Raw genomic sequence first — 22,636 nt, 5'->3', positions numbered from 1 at the left:
AGCCCCCGTTTCAATAGCAAGCGGTTCAGTAACCGCGTGCAACCGCCAGACGGTTGAGGTGATAGTGGCTGTCACCCAGCGTCTCGTTCAGCACCCGCACACGTTTCATGAACAGGCCGATGTCGAACTCGTCGGTCATGCCGACGCCGCCGTGCATCTGCACGCCCTCCTGCACCGCCAGTTCGGCCACGCGGCCCGCCTTGGCCTTGGCGACGGAGGTGGCGAGGTCGGCCCCCTCCTTGCCTTCGTCCACGGCTTGCAGCGCGCCCAGCGTCGCCGCCTTGGTCAGCTCCAGCTCGGTATAGAGGTGGGCTGCACGGTGTTGCAGGGCCTGAAACTCGCCGATCAGCTTGCCGAACTGCTGGCGGGTTTTCAGGTATTCGACCGTGATGCCAAAGGCTTGGTCGCCCGCGCCGTTCAGGCTGGCGGCGGCGACGGCGCGGCCAAGGGATAGTGCCTTGTCCAGCGTCGCCTGTCCGGCCCCCGCTTCGCCGATCAGGGCGTCGGCATTGACCTCGACATCCTTGAAGCTGATGCGCGCGGCATTATGGGCATCGACCATGATGGTGCGCTCGATCTCCACACCTTGGGTCGCGGGATCGACGAGGAAGAGGCTCAACCCCTCGTCGGTCTGGGCAGCCACGATCAGGGCATCGGCGATATGGCCGTCCAGCACCATGGCCTTGTCGCCATTGATGCGGAAGCCGTTGCCGCTGCGCTCGGCGCGGGTGGCGATTTTGTGGGGGGCGTGTTTGGTGCCTTCGTCCACGGCCAAGGAAATGATGGCCTCGCCCGCCGCGATCTTGGATAGCCAGAACTGCTGGTCGGCATTGCCCGCCTCTTGCAGGACCGTGGCCGACAGGACCGAGGTGCCGAGGAAGGGCGAGGGCGTCAGTGTCCGGCCAAGGCTTTCGGCGATCACGCCCGCCTCGACTGCGCCAAGGCCCGATCCGCCATGCGCCTCGCCGATGATCACACCGGCAAAGCCCATCTCGCCAAACGCATGCCACAGGTCGCGCGAGATGCCATCGGCATCGCGGCTGTCCCGCAAGGTGCGCAGGTGTTTGATCGGCGCGTTCTCGTTCAGGAAGCCGTCCACGGCGTCCTTCAGCATCACCTGTTCTTCAGTCAGGATCAAAGGCATGGCTCAGGCTCCCGGCAAGTTGAGCAGGTGTTTGGCGATGATGTTGAGCTGCACCTCGGTGGTGCCGCCCTCGATGGAGTTGGCCTTGGTCCGCAGCCAGCTGCGGGCGGTCTCGCCCTCGCGTGAGCGTTCGCTCTCCCACTCCAGCGCCTCATAGCCACCGGCGGACATCAGAAGCTCGAAGCGGCGCTTGTTCAGTTCCGAGCCATAGTATTTCAGCACCGAGGCGAGGGCAGGATGGGCCTGTCCGGCCTTCATCCGGTCCACTGCGCTGTCCATCGCCAGCCGGAAGGCCGCGCCGTCCAGTTCCCATTCGGCGATGCGGGCGCGCAGCATGGGATCATCCAGATGCCCCTGCGCGTCGGTGCCGATGCTGTCGCGGGCCACCTCGCCCAGCGGACGGCCCAGACCCTCGCCCATGGCTCCAATCATGGTGCGCTCGTGCGCCAGCAGGTATTTGGCGACATCCCACCCACGGTTCAGCTCGCCGACGAGGTTTTCCTTCTCGACACGTACATTGTCGAAGAAGGTCTCGCAGAAGGGAGACTTGCCGGAGATGAGGGTGATGGGGCGGGTCGAAACGCCCGGCGTCGTCATGTCGAACAGGACGAAGCTGATGCCCTTGTGCTTGTTCGTGGGGTCGGTGCGGACAAGGCAGAAGATCCAGTCGGCCTTGTCGGCATACGACGTCCAGATCTTCTGGCCGTTGACGATCCAGTGGTCGCCGTGATCCTCGGCCTTGGTTTGCAGCGAGGCAAGGTCGGACCCCGATCCCGGCTCGGAATAACCCTGACACCAGCGGATTTCGCCGCGCACGATCTCGGGCAGGAAGCGTTTCTTCTGCGCCTCGGTGCCAAACGCCAGAAGCGCCGGACCCAGCATCCAGATGCCAAAGCTGTTCAGCGCAGGCTGGGCCTTGATGCGCCGCAGCTCGCTGGCCAGCACCTTGGCCTGTTCGCGCGACAGGCCGCCGCCGCCGTATTCGGCGGGCCATTCCGGCGCGGTCCAGCCGCGCGATCCCATCCGCTCCATCCAGAGCTTGTGGGCGGGTGTCTTGAAGGTGGCGTTGCGGCCACCCCAGATCATGTCGTTCTCGGATTCGATCGGCCCGCGCACCTCGGGCGGACAGTTTTCCTCAAGCCAGCGCCGCACCTCGGCGCGGAACGCTTCCAGATCGCTCATAACGGTCGTTTCCCCTTGATCGCAGCCTCTTGCGGGCTGCCCTCGGGAACGACGTTATCACAAGGGTTTCGATTGGCTACTGTCTATGACAGCGCCCGCGATCACCCCTTCGTGGGCAGGAAGGGCGAGAAGGTGATGACGGTGTAGGTGTCGCGGATGTTCGGGCGCGTCTGGACCTGTTTGGTCACAAAGGTGCCGATGTCCATGTCCTTGGGCAGGTGGAATTTGGCCAGTAGGTCGTGATCGCCCGAGATCGAATAGACCTCGCTGATGTGCTGGACGTTATCGACCAGATCGGCCGCCACATCATTGGCAAAGCCCAGCTCGCATTTGATGAAGACGAAGATGGCGGTCATCATGGTGGCAACACTCCCTTTGGTTTGTGTGCCTTAGCGCGGGCGAAGGCGGTGGCCAAGAAAAAGGGCGCTGCGGAGGTCCGCAACGCCCTTTGATCTGTCAGCGTGAAGCGAAGTCTTACTTGGCTTCCTGCTTGGCCTTGTGCGCGGCCTGACCGGCAACGATCAGGTCAGCGGCTTCCTGAGCCGAGCCCCAACGGTCGATCTTCACGAACTTGCCCTTCTCCAGATCCTTGTAGCGGGTGAAGAAGTGTTCGATCTGCTGCAGCTGGATTTCCGGCAGTTGCTCGTACGAGGTGACGTCCTTGTAGAAGGGGGTCATCTTGTCGACCGGCACGCACAGAATCTTTTCGTCGCGGCCAGCTTCGTCGGTCATGATCAGCACGCCGATCGGACGCGAGCGCAGGACGCTGCCGGCGACAACCGGATACGGGCTCAGCACCAGCACGTCGCACGGGTCACCATCGTCCGACAGGGTGTGCGGGATGAAGCCGTAGTTGGCCGGATAGACCATCGGGGTCGACAGGAAGCGGTCGACGTAAAGAGCGCCCGATTCCTTATCCATCTCGTACTTGACCGGCGAGCCGCTGGCCGGGATTTCGATGATGGCGTTGACGTCCCAAGGGGCATCCTTACCGACCGGAATAGCGTCGATGTTCATGTTCGTGCTCTATTGCAGATGCGAAAGAAGTTGGCGGGCGTGATAAGCTTTGCGAGGCGTGACGGCAAGCTTCGCTTGGTTGGAAGCCGACCTTCGTCGCGCAAACGGTTTTGGAGTGTCTTGGCAAATGCAGTGGTTGGACTGGATTGCGGTCGTCATCTTCATCCTGCTGTGGCTGGGCTATGACCCGCTCATGGGTCTGGTCGCGCGGCGGGCGGGATCGCTCAACGCCGACATGCTGACCGTGCGGGCGGCATGGATGCACGCCATGACCCATCGCCAGATGCGGCTGGTGGACAGCCAGTTGATGGGACACACCATTTCCTCGGCCTCCTTCTTTGCCTCGACCAACCTGCTGCTGATCGCGGCGGTGGCCAGTGTGCTGTTCGGGGGCGAGACGGCGATGCGAGGCCTGATCGATGTCGGGTCAGAAGTTGCCACCATCCGTCTGCTGGAGGCCAAGCTGGCGCTGATACTGGTGTGTCTGGCGCGCGGCCTGCTGGACTTTGTCTGGGCCTTGCGACAGCTCAACTATACGGTCGCCCTGATCGGGGCCGCGCCCGAGATCGACCATGAAGGCGACCGCGAGGCCTATGGGCAGGCTGTGGGGCGGGTGCTCAATCCGGCGCTGGGGTCGTTCAATCGCGGGGTGCGTGGCTATTATTTCGCACTGGCCGCGGCGGCGTGGCTGTTCGGCTCGGTCTGGCTGTTGCTGAGCATTGTCTCGGTCATCGCGCTCTTGATGTGGCGACAGTCCGCCTCTCCGGCGGCAAACGCGGTTCGTGCGGCGCGTCGCCTGCTGGATCGGAACTAGACCTTGGTCGTGAGCAGACGCAATAATCTGCGCTCAAACGGCCAAAATCCGGTTTTTGAAGCACTTTATTACAGCTGCTGTAACATGCTGTGAAACGGTCTTGTGAATCCGTGGTTGCTTATTTGTGCGGTGCAACCTAAATAGAAATCTGACGCTTTCGAGCGTCTCGCCCTTCCTGGGCGTTTCCTCCCTATAGACTTTCATAGCCGCGCCGGTACTGGCGCGGCTTTTTTTTATCCGGCGTCGGCCAGACGCTGTGTCGCGGTCGCGCAAAGGGCCGCCGATACCTGACGGATGATGGTCTGGCAGCGCTTCCAGCCTGCGGCGGGGCGGTGGTTGTCCTCGTCCCAATAGAGGTTGCGGTTCACCTCGATCTGCAGGGCCTGATAGCCCTCTTCGGGGCAGCCCCAGTACTGGGTCGCATAGCCGCCCGCATAGGGACGGTTCAGCCCGACAAAAAGACCGTGCTGCTCGAACAGCTGGCGCACCGTACGCGTCCAGAAGGCATCGCAGCTGGTCCCGTGACGATCGCCCAGAATAATATCGGGTCCGCCCCGTCCGGTGGCGCGGCTGGGCATGGAATGCCAATCGACCAGCAGGGCGTTGGATGTTTGGGCGCGCGCTGACTGCATCAGTTCGCCGAGCGCATGGTGATAGGGGTGATAGACCGCATCAAGCCGGTTCTGAACCTCGGCCATCGACAGCAGGCGATCATACAGCGGACGCCCGTCACAGCTCAGACGGTGCAGGACGCCATAGCCCGCCACCGTCTTTGGTGTCGGCTCCAGCGCACAATCTGCCACCAGTTCCGGATCGATGTCATGGGCCGAGCGGTTCAGATCGACATAGGCCCGGCCATAGCGCGCCAGAATCACCTCCGCCCCATGGGCCGCTGCCGGAGCGATCAGTTCGTCCATGGCGGCATCCTCAACGCCGCGTATCGACGCGACGGACAGGCAGGACTGCATGTCATCTGGATAGTGTCGGCCAGAGTGGGGCGAGGCAAAGACCAGACCGGTCGCGGGTTCGGTTGCCGTGATAACCGAATAGGCCGCAGGTTCGGGCAAGGGGTCGCGCTGTGGGGTCGTTTCGGCCATATCCCGACATACAGCCTTTCTCGCCGGACGTCCTGTGCACACAGATTATGGCGGCGACCCTTCATGGCTGGTTTACGCGCCAGTGTTATCTGGCATATGCAAGACGCGACCGAACGGGATTTCCGGAACTATCGATGGCCAGCATCCTTCTTGCCGAAGACGATTCGTCGTTACGCGGGTTTCTCAAACGCGCTCTGGAACGGGCGGGGCACGACGTGATCGATTGCGAGAACGGGGACGATGCCATTGTCGCCCTGGAGCAGACGGGTTTTGACCTGCTGCTGACCGACATCGTCATGCCGGGTGCAGACGGTATCGAGGTGGCCCGCAATGCTTCGGCCCGATACCCCGATATGAAGATCATGTTCATTTCGGGATTTGCCGCCGTGGCTTTGACGGCGGCACAGGCTGCACCGCAGGCCAAGGTGCTGGCCAAGCCGGTTCACCTGAAAGACCTCGTCGACGAGGTCGATAAAATGATTGCAGCGTAATCTGAAAAATATCGGAAAAGGTTGAAAAAACCTCTTGCCGATTCCCGAAAAGGGGGGCTATACGACGGGCCTTCCCGCCCACCAAGGCAACTTGGACGGGCCGCAGAAAAGGCGGACGCGTAGCTCAGCGGGAGAGCACTACGTTGACATCGTAGGGGTCACAGGTTCAATCCCTGTCGCGTCCACCATTCTCTTCCCTAGACATCGAAGCGGTTTTCACAGCGGTCTTGCTGTGGGTTGTGCTGTGTGCGTTTTCACGCGTTCCGCAGCTGTCCGGGCAATGTTTGTGCGTTCCAGTCGCCATGCAGCGCGTTTTTCGGCACAGCTTTCCTTGTTTTGTGATCGCCCCGCGACCTAAGGTGACGGTCTGCGGGTATCGGTAAGCCCGCATAGGGGGATTACCAGTAAATGAGCCTTAGTTTTTCGATTGCCCGCCGGACCCTGCTGGGCGCTACGGCGCTGGCCATGGTTGGCGGATTCGCTGCGGCACCGCAGGACGGTGTTGTGGCCATTGTCGGCGCGACGGTTTTCGACGCCACGGGGGCAGAGCCCTATCGCGCCAATGTCGTGATCCGCGACGGGCGAATCGCAGAGGTCGGGCCCGAGGTGCGCGCACCGCGCGGGGCCAGAATCATCCGTGCCGAGGGCAAGGCCCTGCTGCCGGGCTTCTGGGATGTGCACACCCATTGGACGCCTGCGGGTGATCCGGCGCTGACGCCCGAGGTCGCGACCGCCTATGTGCAGGCCGGCGTGACCACCATCAATGACTTCCACCAGCCGCCGGAAAGCTTCGAGCCGCGTCGCCGCTGGCTGGAAAGCCTGACCACGCCGCACGTCAACTTCACCGCCCGCATGTCCACCCCCGGTGGTCACGGCGCGGACTGGGCTGATCAGAACACCACCCGCTGGGCCAATACGCCCGAAGCGGGCCGTGCCGGTGTTCAGGCCATCGCCCCTTATCAGCCGGACCTGATCAAGGTGTTTGCGGATGGCTGGCGCTATGGCCAGTCGGCTGACAACACCAGCATGGACGAATGGACGCTGAAGGCCATCGTCGACGAGGCGCACAAGATCGGCGTCCGCGTCGTCACCCACAGCGTGACGGTCGAGCGCGGAGCCGTGGCGGCCCGTGCCGGTGTCGATATCATCGCCCACAGCCTTCAGGACCGCGTCCTTGACGATGCGACTGTCCAGCTGATCAAGGAATCAGGCACCGCCTATGCCCCGACGCTGGCGGTCTATGAGCCGGTCAAGCCGGGGCAGACGCCGCCTGCCAATCCCGACACGCCGCGCTTCCAGCAATCGCTGCGCAAGTTTGGCTTTGCCTTGAACAATGTGAAGCGTCTGCATGATGCGGGTGTTCTGATCGCTCTGGGCACCGATGCGGGCATGACGGGCACGCCGCATGGCACATCGACCCTGCGCGAAATGGAACTGCTGGTGCAGGCTGGCCTGACCCCGACCCAGGCCCTGATGGCCGGAACCGCCAACAGCGCGCAGGCCATGGGCATGATCGCCGATCGCGGCACCATCGAAGTCGGCAAGCGCGCCGATCTGGTGCTGGTGAACGGTCGCCCGTGGGAGCAGATTTCCGACGTTCGCAACACCCATGCCGTGTTGATCGATGGCCGCGTGGTGCATGGTCTGGGGGCCCGTCTGGCGGCCGCCAACAGCCAGCCGACCCTGCCAGCTGTGACGGTGGGCGCTGTCATCGACGACTTTACCCGCGCCGATGGCCGCACCAACCTCAACACCTTGCGTGTGGAGGACTTTGACGGTGGTCAGGACCGCTCGGCCCAGATCAGCCAGATCATCACCGATGCGGACGGCAAGCGTATCCTGTCGGTCTCTGCGCGCATGTCGCAAAAGGAAAACCCGACCGCCGGCGTGATCTTCCCGATGACCCGGGGCAGCATCGTTCCTGCTGACCTGAGCGGCTATCGCGGCGTGAAGCTGCGTCTCCGTGGTGACGGCAAGGCCTATGAGTTGCGCCTGCGCGGCCTCCAGGGTTCGTGGAGCGCTGCTGTGACGGCGGGCAGCGAGTGGACCGAGGTGGAAGTGCCCTTCTCTGCCCTGACGCCGGTGCCGACGCGCGGTGGTGGCCAAGGCCCCGCATTCGATGCCGGAAAGATCTTTGATGTCCGCGTCGGTTTCGTGCGCGATGCCGGTGCGCTGGGTTATTTCGAAATCCAGCAGATCAGCTTCTACTGATCCTCTCAAATCGAGACCTGCCGGAGCGATCCGGCAGGTATAAAAAAGCCCCGTCGGTTCATACCGACGGGGCTGATTTTTTGGACCGAAGGTCCGGCTACCGGATTAGTGGGTAGCGGCCGGAGCAGCAGCAGCGCCGTCACGGATGGCGTCAGCCTTTTGCTCGGCATTGGCTTCAACGGCGTCAGCCTGAGCGTTCAGAGCGTCCTTGGCAGCGTCGGTAGCAGCGGCGTCAGCTTGGTTTTCCAGCTGGGTCACGGCCACGTCGGCGTTGGCTTCAACGGCATCAGCCTTGGCGTCAGCTTCCTTCTCGGCAGCGTTCTGGCAGGCAGCCAGGCCGGTCATGGCAGCAACGGTCAGAGCAGCGAGTACGATCTTGCGCATAGGAACTCCTTGAGAGTTAGGCGGGAAAGAACATAAACGCCGCTCATCAACCATCGGTTCACGAGCCTGTGATGATTTTTTATCGTCGGCTCGGAAAAAGCCCCAATCCAGAACGGTTTATGGCTCAGATTGGAGCTGTCGTTTTTGGACTTAGCGATCGATTTCCGAGATGCGCAGCTCGCCAGAGGCGCTGCCACCGAAATTGCCGACCCAGATGTCATAGACGCCGTCCATGGCATCGCGGAAATAGACGCGCGGGTTCTGCTTGCCGCCGGAATCGTCGTCGCAGTACCAGCTACCGTCCGGCGCATTGATCACCAGAGTGGTGTCGCCACGCGAGACGAAGCTGAAGGTCAGCGGGAAGGAACCTGCGTCACGATAGGTCACCTCATAGTCGGGCGAGCTGGAGATCATGCCGCGGCATTCCGACGAAACGTCGCTGGCATCGATCGAACCGCCCGAAACGATCTCGACGGTGTGCGGGTCCGGCGTAAAGCCCGAGCGCAGGATGACTTCACCATAGGTGGCGGTGGCGCTCATGTCGACGAGCGACCGACCGCCCGAAGAGCCGCCGGAAAGTTCCGAGATGGACAGGGTGGCCGAGATCGGTTCGTCGGACAGGGTGCCGACCCAGATGTGATAGTTACCCGAGCGCGGCGACGGGAAGCTGACTTCCGGGTCCAGACCGTTGGTATCGTCATCGCAGTTCCAGAACCCGCGCGGATCGCGAACGACCAGCGAGGTGTCACCGTCCGATTCTGCGCGGATATAGAGGCTCAGGTCGTCCGCCGAATAGTTCACCACATAGTCCGGATTGCGCCCGATCATGCCCACGCACTCCGCATCGCGGATATTGGTGGCATTGATCGAGCCGCCAGCGGTCACATTTACTTCGTGCGGATCAGGCGTGAAACCTGCCGACAGACGGACCGACCCATAAACAGGCGTGCCGCGCCAGTCCTGGGCTTGGGCCGTCGCGACCGGAGCCAGAGCCAAACAGACGGCCAGAGCCGGACGGAGGAGGTGCGACATAGATGGGGTCTCCAAGACGAACGTCAGCGTTCAGTTAGTCCTGCTATAGCTGCGGCGCGAAAAGACGCAAAGCACAGCCATGTTACTGACTTAATTCGGACATCCGCCTTGGGTGCGGGCCTATTTCTCGCGGGCCCGCAGAACTTGCACAACGTCTTCCAGCTTCATCTGGCGCGCGTGCAGCAGAACCAGCAGGTGATAGATGAGATCGGCGGCTTCATTGGCCACTTCCTCATCCGGACCTGCGGTGGCGGCAAGGGCGGTTTCAACGCCTTCCTCACCCACCTTCTGGGCGATCCGCTTTACACCTTTTTGCATCAGGCGGGCGGTCCAGCTTTCTTCCGGATCGGCAGCAGCGCGCACCGCGATGATGCGCTCCAGTCTGGCCAGTTGGCCCACGCCCGGTGCGACCTCGTCGCCGAAGCAGGAAGTGCGGTTCAGGTGACAGGCGTTTTGGGCGACCGGACGCACCTTTACGACCACGGCATCGGCATCGCAGTCCGGCGTCACCGACACGACATTGAGGAAGTCGCCCGAGGTTTCACCCTTGCGCCAACGGCCCCCGCGCGAGCGCGAGAAGAAGGTGGCTTGTCCGCTCTCCAGCGTCTCTTCCAGCGCGGCCTTGTCCATATAGGCCAGCGTCAGGACCTGAAGCGTATCGGCGTCCTGCACTACGGCAGGGATCAGGCCGTTGCCCTTGCCAAAGTCGATGGCCGACACGTCCACGGAAGATTTCAGATCGCTCATATGCGTACCTCCACCCCGTTCTGATCGAGGTAGGCTTTAAGATCGGGAATGGCGATGGCACCGGAGTGGAAGACACTCGCGGCCAATGCGCCGGAAACATCGGCATCCTTGAACGCCGACAGGAAATGTTCGGGGGCCCCCGCACCGCCGGACGCGACCAGCGGAATGGTCAGCTTTTCGCGGGCGACGCCCAGCTGGGCGATGTCATAGCCTTTACGTACGCCGTCCTGATCGATGCAGTTCAGCACGATCTCGCCGGCACCGAGGGTTTGCGCCTCGATAATCCAGTCCATCGTCAGCTTGCCCGCGCCACGACGGGCATTGGGATCGCCGGTGTATTTGTGGACCTTCCATTCTCCGTCCTGGAACGCGCTGTCGACGCCGACCACTACGCACTGGCGGCCCAGACGCTCGGCCATTTCGGCGATCAGCTCAGGGCGCTCAAGGGCGGGCGAGTTGATCGACACCTTGTCCGCGCCGTGGTCGAGGCAGCGCGAGGCCTGTTCGACCGTGCGGATGCCGCCCGCGACACAGAAAGGAATGTCCAGCAGGCGGGCGATGTCCTGAACCCAGGAATAGTCGAGGGTGCGGCCTTCGGGGCTGGCGGTGATGTCGTAAAAGACCAGCTCGTCGGCACCGGCGTCACGGTAACGGGCGGCCAGTTCGGCGGCGTCGCCCATATCGCGGTGGCCTTCGAAGCGCACGCCTTTGACGACGCGTCCGTCCTTCACATCGAGGCAGGGGATGATACGGCGGGCGGTCATTGAACCCCGCTCCTATAGAAAAGTCCGGTCATCAGGCGACGGCCTTGATGGCTTCGGAGACGGTGAACCTGCCCTCATAGATAGCGCGGCCTGTGATGGCCCCGTCGCAGCCAATGGCCTTGGCTCCGGTCAGATCGGCCAGGGTGGCGACACCGCCCGAGGCCTGAATCTTCAGTTCGGGGCGACGGCGCAGCGCTTCGGCCAGCAGGTCGAGGTTGGCCCCCGTCAGGGCACCGTCGCGGCTGACATCGGTCATCAGAACGTGGGTCAGCAGTTCGGGCGGATACCGGTCCAGTACGGTCCACAGGTCCACACCCGCCGACTGGGTCCAGCCCTTGAGCGCCGGAACGGGCTGGCCGTCCTCGAACTTGACGTCCAGCGCCAGCGTAATCGCCTCGGCACCGAACTGGTCCAGCCATGCCAGAACCTGATCTGACTGGGTGACGGCCAGAGAGCCGACGACCACGCGGCTGACGCCATTGTCCAGCAGGCGTTTGACGTCGTCCTCGGAACGGACGCCGCCGCCGCACTGGATTTTCACATCCACAGCCTTGGCCATTTCGCCGACCAGTTCGTATTGGCGGGCGGCACCGGCCTTGGCCCCGTCCAGATCGACGATGTGGACCCATTCGGCACCCTCGGCGGCAAAGGCGGCGAGGCGGCTGGCGGGGTTGTCGTCGTAACGGGTGACCTTGTCGAAGTCGCCGTGCATCAGACGCACCGCGACACCGTCTTTCAGGTCAATGGCGGGATAGATTATCATGCGGGCAACTCAAGGAAGTTTTTAAGGATACGCGCGCCGGTCTTGGCCGAGCGCTCGGGGTGGAACTGGCAGCCCCAGCGGTTCTTGTGGTTGACCACGGCGGGGACAGGCAGGCCGCCATAGTCGGCTGCCGAAATGGTCGCCTCGCCATCGGGGCAGACAAAGCCGTGGACGAAATAGGCCCATTCGCCATCGGTCACGCCGTCCAGCAAAGGATCGTCACGGCGTTTGCTCAGGCGGCTCCAGCCCATGTGGGGCGAGGGCAGGGAGGGGCGAGGCTCGATAGCGGTCACGCGACCGGGGATCAGGCCCAGCATCTCGATATCGCCATCCTCGTCCGAGGCTTCGAACAGAAGTTGCTGGCCAAGACAGACGCCCATCAGCGGGCGCTCGAAAGCGCGCAGGGCTTCGACCAGACCAAGGGCCTGCAGACGCTTCATGGCATAGCCCGCAGCCCCCACACCCGGTAGGATCACGCGCTCGGATTCCAGCACATCGGTGGGGTCGGCAGTGATGCGGACCCGCGCGCCCAGACGTTCCAGCGCAAACCGGACCGAGGCGACATTGCCCGAGCCGTAACCAATCAAGGTGACGTTGCTCATAGGACGCCCTTGGTCGACGGAATGGCGTCGCCCTCAACCTTGATGGCCTGACGCAGCGCACGGCCAAAGCCCTTGTAGCAGGCCTCGGTCTTGTGGTGGTCGTCGGTGCCGGTGACCTTGATGTGGACGGCCGCTCCCAGATGCTCTGCCAGCGAGCGGAAGACGTGGGCCGTCAGGTCGGTGCGGTATTCACCGATGTAGGGCGTATCGAACGTGCCCTCGAATACCGGATAGGGTCGGCCCGACAGGTCGATGGAGACAACCGCATTGGCCTCGTCCATCGGCAGGACGAAGCCATAGCGCTGGATACCCTTGCGCTCGCCCAGCGCCTGTTTCAGGGCTTGGCCGAGGGCAATCGCGCTGTCCTCGATGGTGTGGTGCGGATCGGTGAACAGATCGCCCTCGCACTTGAGGCGCAGCGAGAAGCCGCCGTGGGCCGCGATCTGTTCCAGCATGTGGTCAAAGAAACCGACGCCGGTTTCGATCTTCACCGGACCGGATTCATCAAGGTTCACCGTGCAGACGATGCGGGTTTCCTTGGTGTCTCGGACCGATTGGCCGATACGCGGGGCGCGCACCCTGCCGACATTCATGCCGAACGCGGCCAGCAGGCGGTCGTTGACCTCGGCCTTCAGCGATACGGGCAGGCGCAGGCGTTGTTCCGACACATCGGCAGCAATGCCGAAGGTCTTGAGTTGGGCCACCGCCGCTTCGACGTTCTCGGGGCGGGCGATGATCACGGGGCCGACGCCCTGATCCACCGGCATGATGCGCGACAGTTCACGCACCAGACGGTCGCGCTCGCGGCGGACACCGGCGATGCGCTCGGCATTCTCCAGCATGCGCGACGGGTCCAGCGCCTGCTGCGCCAGTTTCACCAGCGGGGCGGGCAGGGCATAGGGCTCGATCACCGAGGCCAGACGCTCCAGCGTCTGCGGCTGGGCCAGGGCGGCCCCCACGCGGGCACCCGCCAGACCATAGGCCAGCGACAGGCTGCGCAGGACGATCAGGTTCGGCACGTCCTTGATGATGGTGGCGGCGGACGGTGCGTCGGAAAACTCGATCACGCCCTCGTCGATGACCAGCAGAGCCGGAGCGACGCGCTGGGCCATCTCGGCGATGGCTTCGACCGAGCCGATGGCACGGGCCACCACGGCGATGTCATCCCCCTTGGCCGGATAGATGGATTGCAGGCGGGCATAGGGCTCGGCTTTGGGGGCCTCGACCGAACCGCCTTCCTTCAACGCCAGACGCCAGACCAGTTCCAGCGCGTGGGTCAGGCCACGCACCGGCAGGACCTGATCGGTCTCGACGCCATAGATTTCGGCCATGCGCGCGGCCAGAGCCGACGGGCTGGACGGATAGTTGTCGAGACCGTCATTGGCCGCGACCAGCGGGGCAAAGGGGGCAGGCAGGCTCATGCCTCGCTCCTGTAATCTGCGGCGCGGGCGTGGGCTTCCAGCCCTTCCAGACGCGCAAGGCGGGCGGCGATGGGGCCGAGGGTGCGGGCACCCTCCTCATTGACGTACTGCACCGACATTGAGGTCATGAAGCTGGCGGTGGTGATACCGCCCAGCGTGCGGGCACCGCCATCGGTCGGCAGGACGTGGCTGGGACCGGCGGCATAGTCGCCGAGGGTTTCAGCGGCCCAGCCACCGACGAAGATGGCACCGGCAGCTTCGATACGGTCGACCAGATCACCGGCGTCCTCGGTCTGGAGCGCAAGGTGTTCGGGGCCGTACATGTTGATGGCCTCGATCACATCGTCCGGATTGCGCGCGAGGATGGCGCGGGCTTCACCCAGAGACGCGCGGGCGATCTCGGCGCGCGGCAGGGTGGCGACCTGTTCCTCGACCTCTTCCAGAATGGCCTGAAGAGCAGTCTTGGTGGTGGCGACGAGGATGACCTGCGCGTCCTTGTCGTGTTCCGCTTGGGACAGAAGGTCGGCGGCGGCAATGACCGGATCGGCGGCGCTGTCGGCCACGACCATCAGTTCGGACGGACCGGCGGGCATGTCCACGGCAGGACCGGCAGGCAGGGCATTGGCCTGTTTCTTGGCCTCGGCCACATAGGCATTGCCGGGGCCAAACAGCTTGTCACAGCGCGGGATCACGCCGTCCTCAAGCTCGACGCCAAAGGTCAGGGCGGCGATAGCCTGCGCCCCACCGATGGCCCAGAGGGCATCGAGGCCAGCCTCTGCGGCGGCAAGGATCATGGCGGGGTGAACGCTGCCGTCCTTGGATGGCGGGGTCACGGCGACGCGGGTCTTCACGCCCGCCACCTGCGCCGGAATGGCCTGCATCAGCAGCGAAGAGAAAAGCGGCGCGGTACCGCCCGGCACATAGATTCCCGCCGCACCGATGGCGCGCCAAGCGAGCTTGGAGCGGACGCCTGCGGTGGTTTCTACCAGCTCGGTGTCCGACGGCTTGGTTGCCTGATGGAAGACGCGGATGTTTTCCGCCGCCATACGGATGGCGCGGGTGTCGGCAGGGGCCAGCTGATCGCGGGCAGCGCTGATCGTCTCGTTGTTAATCGGAACACGGCGCGGTGGTGCGCCATCCAGCTTCACGCACCAGTCGGTGACGGCGGCACCGCCACGCAGGGCGACGTCCTGCATGATTTCGCGCACGACATTGGTAACGTCGGCAGCAACGCGCTGTGCGGGACGGGTCAGAGCCTCGCGCTTTTGCGCCTCGTCCAGTTGGGACCAGTCGAAGGTCTTCATCACATCATCTTCTCGATGGGCAGGACGAGGATGGCCGAGGCACCGACGGCCTTCAGCTTCTCGAGCGTTTCCCAGAACACGGCTTCCTGACAGACGGCGTGGACGGCCACGGCGTCGTCACGTCCGGCCAGCGGCATGATGGTGGGGGATCCGGCACCCGGCAGGATGGCGATGATCTCGTCCAGCGCTGCGCGCGGGGCGTTCATCATGACGTATTTAGCACCCGAGGATGCAATCACGCCCGACATGCGCTCCATCACGCTTTCCAGCAGGTCGGCCATTTCCGGCTCGGGGGCCTTGGGCGACTTGATCAGGACAGCCTGTGAATCAAACACGGTGTTGCGGGCGACAAGGCCGTTGGCCTCCAGCGTTGCGCCGGTCGAGACCAGATCGCAGATGGCGGCAGCCAGCTTCATACGCGGGGCCACTTCCACCGCGCCGCGCATCAACACCACCTCGGCCTTCACGCCCTCGGCTTCCAAATAGCGCTTCAGGATGTTGGGATAGGAGGTGGCGATACGCTGGCCTTCCAGATCCTTGGGGCCATTCCACTCACCCGGAAGTGTCGCCAGCTTCAACGTACAGCGGCCAAAGCCCAGCGGCATGACGATCTCGGCGTTCGGGCCACCGTTGCGGCCTTCCTCCAGAACGTTCTCGCCCACGATACCCAGATCGCAGACGCCATCGGCCACGAAGGTGGGGATGTCGTCGTCACGCACGCGGATCAGGTCGATGGGATAGTTCTCGACGCGGTACAGCAGCTCGTTATGACCCTTGACCCACTTCAGACCGGCGTCGCGGATCAGGTCCAGCGAACGATCGGCCAGACGGCCGGATTTCTGAATGGCGATACGGAGCCGACCTTGTTGGGTGCTCATGGGATTACTTTCTAGGGTCAGGATATTCAGTCAGCGGAGGCGATGCGGTCCAGGGCGATGCGATAGCCCTGATGCGGCATGTCCTTCAGATAGCGGGCGACGCGGGTCACGGTGGTGGGGCTGGCCCCCGCCTCGGTACCGATCTCGCGATAGGATTTGCCTCCAGCATCCAAGAGCCGCGCCACCTGCCAGCGCTCGGTAAAGGCGCGCAGTTCGGCGGGGGTGCAAAGATCGGCCAGAAACGCCGCCATTTCCTCACGCGTGCGCATGGAAAGAAAGGCGTCCAGCAGCGCATCGCGCGCCGTCGTTTCGGGGTCTTGGTCGGGGAGGGAGGTCATTTCGGCTGTTTCACTATGCTGTAACAGTGGCACAGTCAACCGGGCGCTGGTCTGGTCCACGAAAAAGTTCGGCCGATAATGAGAACAATTATCAATTTTGCTTGCGGCGAGATGTCGCTGTGCTATTGCGAACGCCTCTCATTTCTAGCGTAGGCGAAGGCAACCCCAATGACCGACACTCGTGCTCTGGCGATCAAAGCCCTGTTCCTTGCGGGCGGTGCCGCAGGTGTTCTGGGTGCCGCGCCCGCAATGGCCAATGACATGGTCGATGCGGTCGATGCAGCAGGTATCAGTCAGGACTCGACCGATCTGGGTACCATCGACGTGCACGGTCGCAAGGTGAAGCGCGAGCCGCACGACCCGCAGTTCGTCGCGCCGCTGGTGGATACGCCGCGTGCCGTGACCGTCATCCCGCAACAGGTGATTGAACAGTCGGCGGCCATGTCGCTTCAGGACATTCTGGCCAACTCGCCCGGTATTACGCTGGGTGCCGGTGAAGGCGGACAACCGCTGGCCGACCGTCCGATCATCCGTGGTCAGGCCTCGGGCAACAATATCTTCGTCGACGGTATGCGCGACAGCGGCGGCCAGCAGCGCGAGCTTTTCAACCTCGAACAGGTCGAGGTCGTGAAGGGGCCGGACGCCGTTTATTCGGGCCGTGGCTCGGGCGGTGGCAGCATCAACCTCGCCACCAAACAGCCGCGCCTCAACGACTTCACCAATGGCTCGATCGGCGTCGGCACCGACGGCTATGTGCGCGGCACGATCGATACTAACTGGAAGGTTTCGGACAACTCGGCGCTTCGCCTGAACCTGATGGGCGCGCAGGGCGATGTCGCGGGCCGCGACAGCGTCGACTACGACAAATGGGGTCTGGCGGTGGCCTTCGCGGCGGGTCTTGGTACCGACACCACCTTCACCGCCAGCTATTATCACCTGACGTCGAACCAGATGCCCGACTACGGCATCCCGCTCTTCACCAAGACCGGCATCCGTGATGACGACAGCGGCATCCTGAACGTCGACCGCGACGCCTTCTATGGTGTGAAGGACCGCGACTATCTGGAAAACACGGTCGATACCTTCTCGGCCATCTTCCAGCACGAGTTCGATAACGGCCTGCGTCTGCGCAACATCAGCCGCTATTCGGAAACCCTCAACGACTATGTGGTCACCAATCCGGGTGACGGCGGCAATGTCACCAATGGCGGCGTCCAGCTGATCGACAGCGTGTGGTGGATGAAGCGCGGCACCAAGTCGCGCTGGAACCCGGTCACCACCATCGCCAATGCCACCGACCTGACCGGCAGCTTCCAGACCGGAGCCATCACCCACAATTTCAATCTGGGTGTCGAGCTGTCGCGTGAGAAGAACCGCAACGCCTCCTATGCGATCACCACGACCGGTGGTTCGGCCTGTCCGGCCCCGATGACGGGCTTTGACTGCACCCCGCTTTACGCGCCGAACACCTCGGACAGCTGGCAGGGCACCATCGACCGCAGTGTCGTCAGCCGCAACACCACTGACACCGTGGCCCTCTATGGCTTCGACTCGATCAACATTGGCGAGAAATTCATCGTCAATCTCGGCCTGCGCTACGACGACTATTCGGTCGAGGGCGTCGATGCATCGGGCACGGTGAACGCCCCTGTCTATACCCCGCGCAAGGGTGACTGGAGCTTCACCAACTATCAGGTCGGCCTGGTCTATAAGCCGACCCAGAACTCCAGCGTCTATGCCTCGTGGGCCACGTCCTCGACCCCGCCGACGATTTCTGCGGGTGACCAAAACACCGGCAACGGTCAGGGTTCGGGCAATCTGGCAGGACAGCTGCTGGATCCGGAAGAGACCGAAAGCTTCGAAATCGGGGCCAAGGCCAACCTGTTCGACGACAGGCTGTCGCTCGGTATCGCCGCCTTCCAGCTGACCCGCGAAAACGCCGCCATCCTCGTGGCACCGGATGTCTATGAGCAGGCGGGCGAGGTTGAGGTTAAGGGCGTCGAACTGTCGGTCGCCGGCAATATCACCGACAAGTGGCAGGTGTTCGGCGGCTATACGTGGCAGGATTCCGAGCTGGTGAAGGGGGCATACAACAGCACCGTCGTCGGCGAGCAACTGGCCAATACCCCTGAGCATTCGGCCAGCCTGTTCACCACCTATCGCCTGCTGCCAAAGCTGACGGTCGGCGGCGGTGTCTATTACGTCTCCAAGTCGTGGGGCGGGAACCAGAACGGTGCAGGCGGCGGCACCAACCGCGTCTATGCGCCCGAATACACCCGCGTGGATCTGATGGGCTCGTACGACATCAACGAGCGCGCCTCGATCACCATCAACGTCAAGAACGTGGGGGACGAACGCTACATCATGCGCACCAACGGCGTTCACCACGCCGATGTCGCGCCGGGCCGTTCGGCTCTGGTGACGCTCAACCTGCGCTACTGATATCCCTCAAGTGTCGTGAACTGTGGCCCTGTCATCCAATGGATGGCAGGGTCATTGCTATCGAGAAGGAAGCCTCCGTCATGCTGCTGCACATCCCCGGCGTATTCACCAAGGATGAGGTAAAGGCCTTGCGCGCCATTTTGGATCGCGGGCCGTGGGCGGACGGGAACATGACCTCCGGCCACCAATCCGCGACGGCCAAGCAGAACCTGCAACTGCCCGAGGACAGCCCCGAGGCCAGGGAGGTGCAGGGGATCATCACACAGGCGCTGTACGCCAATCCGATGTTCATGTCGGCGGCCCTGCCGCACACCGTCTTCCCGCCGCTGTTCAACCGCTATGAGGGGCGCGGAAACTTCGGCACCCATGTCGACAACGCCATCCGCCAGCGCGGCAACGTGCGTATCCGCAGCGATCTGTCGGCCACCCTCTTCCTGTCCGAACCGGAGGATTACGACGGCGGCGAGCTGATCATCGAGGAGATGTACGGCGAGCAGAGCGTGAAACTGCCCGCGGGCGATATGGTGCTCTATCCGTCAAAGAGCCTGCACCGCGTCACGCCGGTGACGCGCGGTGCGCGGGTTTCCAGCTTCTTCTGGCTACAGAGCCTGATCCGTGACGATGCCGACCGTGAAAGCCTGTTCCGCATGGATGTGGCCATCCAGCGCCTGAACATCGAGCGCGGTCCCAAGGATCAGGCGGTCATCGAACTGACCGGCGTCTATCACAACCTGCTGCGGCGCTGGTCCGAGGTTTAATAGACGTCGCGGCGATAGCGGCCCGCATCGGTCAGGCCCTGCAGACGCTCTTCGCCCAGCACGGTTTCCAGGGCGGCATGGACGCCCTTGGACATGCCCTCAAGGCTGCCGCACACGAAGATATAGGCCCCGCGGTCGATCCAGCGTTCGATGTCGCGGGCGTTCTCGGAGATCAGATGCTGGACATAGCGGCCATCGCCCTCGTCACGCGACCATGCGTGATCGACGCGAGCCAGCATTCCTGCAGCCTGAAGCGCCTTCAGTTCATCCCCGAAGAAGTTGTCGTGGGCGCGGTTGCGCTCGCCGAACAGCAGCCATGCCTGGCCCTTGCGGGCGACCTTCAGATGGGCGCGAAGGCCCGCGATGCCGGTGCCATTGCCGATCAGCAGGATCGGTGCCTCCGACGGAGCCGGACGGAAGCTGCGGTTCGGGCGGATACGCATGTCCACGACATCGCCCTCCTTCAGCGAGCGGATCAGCCAGCCTGAGCCGAGGCCCGGCGTGCCGTCCGGTCCTGTCATCAGGCGAACACAGAACTCCGCCGCGTCATCGGCGGGAATGGAGGCCAGAGAATATTCGCGCGTCTGCGGCGTCTCGCCTTCGGCGGCGGGCAGGGCGAACTCGGCGATGTCACCCGCTTCCCATTGGGGCGCGTGATCGACCGGCTGGAAGACCAGATGCCATGCCTCGCCCCCCGCGCTGCCGGGGTTGAGGTGGACCTTGCGGACCAGTTGCCATGGCTCGAAGGCTTGCGGCGTCCAGACAGACAGGCTGTCCGCTCCGGCCAGATCGGCCAGCTGCTGCTGCCACAGGTTCAGGCTGTCGGCATTGCCGTTATCGACATCGATGCGCGGATAAAGCGCATGCGCGCCACCCTCGGCCAGCCAGTCGTCCAACTGTTTGCCGAAGGCGCAATAGCGTTCATAGCTGCTGTCTCCCAGCGCGAGAACGGCATAGTTCAAATGACCCAGATCGATCTTGTGCGTCATCTGGCGGCGCAGGAAGCCCGAGGCATTATCCGGCGCATCGCCCTCGCCGGTGGTGGCAACGATAAACAGGATACGTTGCGCAGCCTTGAGTGTGGCTTCGTCCAACTCTGCCAGCGAGACAGGGCGGGCGGGCGTTCCGGCTTCCGATAGGCTGGCGGCGGTTTTCCATGCCATGTCCTCGGCCGTGCCTGTCTGGCTGGCATAGGCGACCAGCACGGTTGTGGCCGCGCTTTGCCCCAGTGCCGCCGCGCGCTCGCGGGCCGCACGGTTCTCGCGGCGGACCTTCATCACCGTCCAGCCGACAAGGGCCAGCCACAGGGCGATGCAGACAAGGGCGCAGATCCAGTTGGGAAGGCTGTGGGTCACTGACGATCAAAAGAGGCGCTCAGGCCTCGTCCTCCAACATGGCGGCAAAGGCGGGGCTCATGTGCTCGACCAGACCGTCCTCGGTACGCACGACAAAATGGGCGGCGACATCCATCGACGACGCCAGCGACAGGGCTTCGGGCACACCCATAACCGTAAAGGCGGTCGCCAGTGCATCGGCCCGCATGGCTTGGGCGTCAAAGACCGTGACCTGCGCCACGCCATTGGCGACAGGGCGTCCCGTCGCCCCGTCCAGCGTGTGGCTGTAGGCGACGCCATCGTGGGTGAAGGACTTGCGCCAGTCACCGGATGTGGCGACCGCGATTTCGTAAAGCGCGGCAAGCGTGCGTTGGGCGTCCAGACCCTCGACCGTCTCGATCTCGACCCACCACGGCTGACCGTCGGGTTTGACGCCGCAACCCTTCAGTTCGCCGCCTATCTCGACCAGATGCGAGGTCGCGCCCATTCGGCTCAGCCGTTCCGAGACACGGTCCACAGCCCGTCCCTTGGCGATGCCTGAAAAGTCCAGCCGCATCCCGCCGATCTGGGCCGCGCCAAGCGCTTGAGCATCCAGTGCCAGCTTTTGCCAGCCACTGACGGACAGGGCCTCGGCGATTTCGGATGTTGCGGGCAGGGGATCATCGGACGGGCGCGGTCCCAACGGTCCAAAACCCCACAGATCGACCAGTGCGCCAAGGGTGGGATCGACAGCACCCCGGGTCCTGTCCGCCATATCCATGGAAAAGGCGAGGACGTCGAAGAAGTCCGGTGACAGGTCGAACCTGCCAGCGGGGGCGCGATTGAAGCGGGTGATCTCGCTGTCATCCACCCACGGGCTGAACAGTGCGATGATGCGCGCCAGTTCGTCCTCGATCGCGGCCCTGAACCCCTCAAGGGACGCCCCCGGCGGCGGCACAAGGCGCACCTGCCAGGTCGTCCCCATGGAGGTCCCGTCCAGTGACAGGACCTGATCGCTCGGCGGCCGCTCGGGCATCTTGTCCATAGCGGGGATCAGGACACGGTTGCCTGAGCCCTCATCGGGGAAATGATCCCCGATGAGTATGGGCAAGGGGGCGGACGCCGAACTCAGCATTCTTACGGCAGGACTTCGATCGTGCCGTTGTAGGAAGCGCTGGTGCCCGGCTGGCCGTCGGCACCTTCGCCACGGACCGAGGCACCGATCCAGTACAGGCCGGCCTTTTCCCAGTTCACGGTGAACTTGCCTTCGGCGTCGGTCTTGGCCGTCATTTCTTCCGGCGACGAGCGATAGCGCTGGTGGCCACGGGCGATGGTGACATCGACATTGGCTGCCGGTGCGCCGTTCAGCACCAGTTGGAAAGTCGAGGCTTCACCCTCGGCGGCATCGTTCGGGTGGGTGACGGGGATCAGTTCCAGACCTTGGCCGGTGGCGGTGATGTCGGTCGGGTTGCCGAGGGTCACAAAGGTTTCGGTTCGGGTATAGGTGCGCGAGGCCTGAACATTGGTGGCATCGGCAGGCAGTGCCGCTGCGAAGTCGGCCTCGCTGCCGCGATAGCGCTTACGCTCGCCGCCTTGCTCGTACATGGCCATGAAGCCTTGGGCGACATTGGCGATGCGATAGGTGCCCTGTTGCTTCAGTTCGATGTCGAACGACGAGCGATAGCGGGCCTGATTGGCGTTCTGGGCTTCCAGCTTGGTGCCGTCCGGCGCGATGATCTGCAGGTCCGACAGGCGCATGGCGGCGTGGTCCGGCTGGAACACGACATTGGACATGCCGGCATCGAAGCCAACCCATGCGTCATTGCCCGACAGAACCGTCGAGGTCGGAGCCAGCCACGCACGGTGCGCTTGCGCCGACATCGGGGCGGCGAGGGCGGCGGCCAGAGCCAGAAGGGCGAAGGTCTTTTTCATCA

General features: G+C 63.5%; 23 protein-coding genes and 1 tRNA gene. 6 read left to right on the top strand and 18 right to left on the bottom strand.

Annotated elements, in window-relative coordinates:
- Positions 1-25 precede the first annotated feature (25 nt).
- The 4 genes from Q0Y42_RS03335 to ppa form a co-directional block, all read right to left on the bottom strand.
- The gene (locus Q0Y42_RS03335) at positions 26-1,144 is read right to left on the bottom strand and encodes an acyl-CoA dehydrogenase family protein (protein WP_297800172.1); all 1,119 of its coding nucleotides are present in this window, start codon (positions 1,142-1,144) and stop codon (positions 26-28) included.
- 3 nt (positions 1,145-1,147) lie between these two features.
- Positions 1,148-2,326: an acyl-CoA dehydrogenase family protein gene (locus Q0Y42_RS03330; protein ID WP_297800170.1), complete on the bottom strand. Its 1,179-nt coding sequence runs from the start codon at positions 2,324-2,326 to the stop codon at positions 1,148-1,150.
- A 101-nt stretch (positions 2,327-2,427) separates the two neighbouring features.
- Positions 2,428-2,685 carry an Lrp/AsnC family transcriptional regulator gene (locus Q0Y42_RS03325; RefSeq protein ID WP_242914443.1) on the bottom strand — a complete coding sequence of 86 codons (258 nt, stop codon included), beginning with the start codon at positions 2,683-2,685 and terminating at the stop codon, positions 2,428-2,430.
- A 115-nt stretch (positions 2,686-2,800) separates the two neighbouring features.
- Positions 2,801-3,343 (bottom strand): inorganic diphosphatase, encoded by a 543-nt coding sequence (gene ppa, locus Q0Y42_RS03320; protein ID WP_297800166.1) that lies wholly within the window; start codon positions 3,341-3,343, stop codon positions 2,801-2,803.
- A gap of 127 nt (positions 3,344-3,470) precedes the next feature.
- Here ppa and Q0Y42_RS03315 point away from each other — a divergent pair, with 127 nt between their 5' ends.
- Complete coding sequence (locus tag Q0Y42_RS03315; RefSeq protein ID WP_297800164.1) at positions 3,471-4,157, top strand: DUF599 domain-containing protein; 687 nt, start codon at positions 3,471-3,473, stop codon at positions 4,155-4,157.
- Positions 4,158-4,390: 233 nt separating this feature from the next.
- On the opposite strand, the gene Q0Y42_RS03310 is transcribed toward Q0Y42_RS03315, so the two are convergent.
- A complete protein-coding gene (locus Q0Y42_RS03310; protein ID WP_297800162.1) occupies positions 4,391-5,254 on the bottom strand; it encodes an N-formylglutamate amidohydrolase in 864 nt (287 codons plus the stop codon).
- Between the two features lie 134 nt (positions 5,255-5,388).
- On the opposite strand from Q0Y42_RS03310, the gene Q0Y42_RS03305 reads away from it, so the two are divergent.
- The 3 genes from Q0Y42_RS03305 to Q0Y42_RS03295 all read left to right on the top strand — a co-directional run bounded on the left by Q0Y42_RS03305 (position 5,389) and on the right by Q0Y42_RS03295 (position 7,956).
- Positions 5,389-5,745: a response regulator gene (locus Q0Y42_RS03305; RefSeq protein WP_297800160.1), complete on the top strand. Its 357-nt coding sequence runs from the start codon at positions 5,389-5,391 to the stop codon at positions 5,743-5,745.
- A gap of 113 nt (positions 5,746-5,858) precedes the next feature.
- A tRNA-Val gene (locus tag Q0Y42_RS03300) sits at positions 5,859-5,933 on the top strand.
- A gap of 220 nt (positions 5,934-6,153) precedes the next feature.
- Positions 6,154-7,956 (top strand): CIA30 family protein, encoded by a 1,803-nt coding sequence (locus tag Q0Y42_RS03295; RefSeq protein WP_297800157.1) that lies wholly within the window; start codon positions 6,154-6,156, stop codon positions 7,954-7,956.
- 105 nt (positions 7,957-8,061) lie between these two features.
- On the opposite strand, the gene Q0Y42_RS03290 is transcribed toward Q0Y42_RS03295, so the two are convergent.
- The 10 genes from Q0Y42_RS03290 to Q0Y42_RS03245 all read right to left on the bottom strand — a co-directional run bounded on the left by Q0Y42_RS03290 (position 8,062) and on the right by Q0Y42_RS03245 (position 16,189).
- Entirely contained in the window at positions 8,062-8,340 is a 279-nt protein-coding gene (locus Q0Y42_RS03290; protein ID WP_297800155.1) for a hypothetical protein, read from the bottom strand.
- 150 nt (positions 8,341-8,490) lie between these two features.
- Positions 8,491-9,372 (bottom strand): peptidase, encoded by an 882-nt coding sequence (locus Q0Y42_RS03285; RefSeq protein WP_297800152.1) that lies wholly within the window; start codon positions 9,370-9,372, stop codon positions 8,491-8,493.
- Positions 9,373-9,492: 120 nt separating this feature from the next.
- The gene (gene hisIE, locus Q0Y42_RS03280) at positions 9,493-10,119 is read right to left on the bottom strand and encodes a bifunctional phosphoribosyl-AMP cyclohydrolase/phosphoribosyl-ATP diphosphatase HisIE (RefSeq protein WP_297800150.1); all 627 of its coding nucleotides are present in this window, start codon (positions 10,117-10,119) and stop codon (positions 9,493-9,495) included.
- A complete protein-coding gene (gene hisF / locus Q0Y42_RS03275) occupies positions 10,116-10,883 on the bottom strand; it encodes an imidazole glycerol phosphate synthase subunit HisF (RefSeq protein WP_297800147.1) in 768 nt (255 codons plus the stop codon). The genes hisIE and hisF overlap by 4 nt, the downstream gene beginning before the upstream one ends.
- A gap of 31 nt (positions 10,884-10,914) precedes the next feature.
- Positions 10,915-11,646 carry a 1-(5-phosphoribosyl)-5-[(5-phosphoribosylamino)methylideneamino]imidazole-4-carboxamide isomerase gene (hisA, locus tag Q0Y42_RS03270; RefSeq protein WP_297800145.1) on the bottom strand — a complete coding sequence of 244 codons (732 nt, stop codon included), beginning with the start codon at positions 11,644-11,646 and terminating at the stop codon, positions 10,915-10,917.
- Entirely contained in the window at positions 11,643-12,248 is a 606-nt protein-coding gene (gene hisH / locus Q0Y42_RS03265) for an imidazole glycerol phosphate synthase subunit HisH (RefSeq protein ID WP_297800143.1), read from the bottom strand. The genes hisA and hisH overlap by 4 nt, the downstream gene beginning before the upstream one ends.
- Positions 12,245-13,669, bottom strand: a complete 1,425-nt coding sequence (gene hisB / locus Q0Y42_RS03260) for an imidazoleglycerol-phosphate dehydratase HisB (protein ID WP_297800140.1) — start codon at positions 13,667-13,669, stop codon at positions 12,245-12,247. Before hisB ends, hisH begins: the two co-directional genes overlap by 4 nt.
- On the bottom strand, positions 13,666-14,973 hold the full coding sequence (gene hisD / locus Q0Y42_RS03255; RefSeq protein WP_297800138.1) for a histidinol dehydrogenase: 1,308 nt from the start codon (positions 14,971-14,973) through the stop codon (positions 13,666-13,668). The genes hisB and hisD overlap by 4 nt, the downstream gene beginning before the upstream one ends.
- Entirely contained in the window at positions 14,973-15,851 is an 879-nt protein-coding gene (gene hisG, locus Q0Y42_RS03250) for an ATP phosphoribosyltransferase (RefSeq protein ID WP_297800136.1), read from the bottom strand. The genes hisD and hisG overlap by 1 nt, the downstream gene beginning before the upstream one ends.
- Positions 15,852-15,877: 26 nt before the next feature.
- Positions 15,878-16,189: a YerC/YecD family TrpR-related protein gene (locus tag Q0Y42_RS03245; RefSeq protein WP_297800134.1), complete on the bottom strand. Its 312-nt coding sequence runs from the start codon at positions 16,187-16,189 to the stop codon at positions 15,878-15,880.
- A 168-nt stretch (positions 16,190-16,357) separates the two neighbouring features.
- On the opposite strand from Q0Y42_RS03245, the gene Q0Y42_RS03240 reads away from it, so the two are divergent.
- Complete coding sequence (locus tag Q0Y42_RS03240) at positions 16,358-18,631, top strand: TonB-dependent siderophore receptor (protein WP_297800132.1); 2,274 nt, start codon at positions 16,358-16,360, stop codon at positions 18,629-18,631.
- Positions 18,632-18,711: 80 nt separating this feature from the next.
- On the top strand, positions 18,712-19,389 hold the full coding sequence (locus Q0Y42_RS03235; RefSeq protein WP_297800130.1) for a Fe2+-dependent dioxygenase: 678 nt from the start codon (positions 18,712-18,714) through the stop codon (positions 19,387-19,389).
- Here the strand turns inward: Q0Y42_RS03235 and Q0Y42_RS03230 are convergent.
- The 3 genes from Q0Y42_RS03230 to Q0Y42_RS03220 all read right to left on the bottom strand — a co-directional run bounded on the left by Q0Y42_RS03230 (position 19,386) and on the right by Q0Y42_RS03220 (position 22,634).
- Positions 19,386-20,744 (bottom strand): sulfite reductase subunit alpha, encoded by a 1,359-nt coding sequence (locus Q0Y42_RS03230; protein ID WP_297800128.1) that lies wholly within the window; start codon positions 20,742-20,744, stop codon positions 19,386-19,388. The two genes, Q0Y42_RS03235 and Q0Y42_RS03230, sit on opposite strands and share 4 nt — an antisense overlap.
- A gap of 19 nt (positions 20,745-20,763) precedes the next feature.
- Positions 20,764-21,747, bottom strand: coding sequence for an FAD:protein FMN transferase (locus Q0Y42_RS03225; RefSeq protein ID WP_297800126.1), 984 nt, complete (start codon positions 21,745-21,747; stop codon positions 20,764-20,766).
- Positions 21,748-21,839: 92 nt separating this feature from the next.
- The gene (locus Q0Y42_RS03220) at positions 21,840-22,634 is read right to left on the bottom strand and encodes a DUF4198 domain-containing protein (protein ID WP_297800124.1); all 795 of its coding nucleotides are present in this window, start codon (positions 22,632-22,634) and stop codon (positions 21,840-21,842) included.
- Positions 22,635-22,636 lie beyond the last annotated feature (2 nt).

The organism is uncultured Brevundimonas sp. (assembly GCF_947305955.1).
Classification (GTDB): domain Bacteria; phylum Pseudomonadota; class Alphaproteobacteria; order Caulobacterales; family Caulobacteraceae; genus Brevundimonas.
This window is presented reverse-complemented; position numbering and strand designations above follow the sequence as displayed.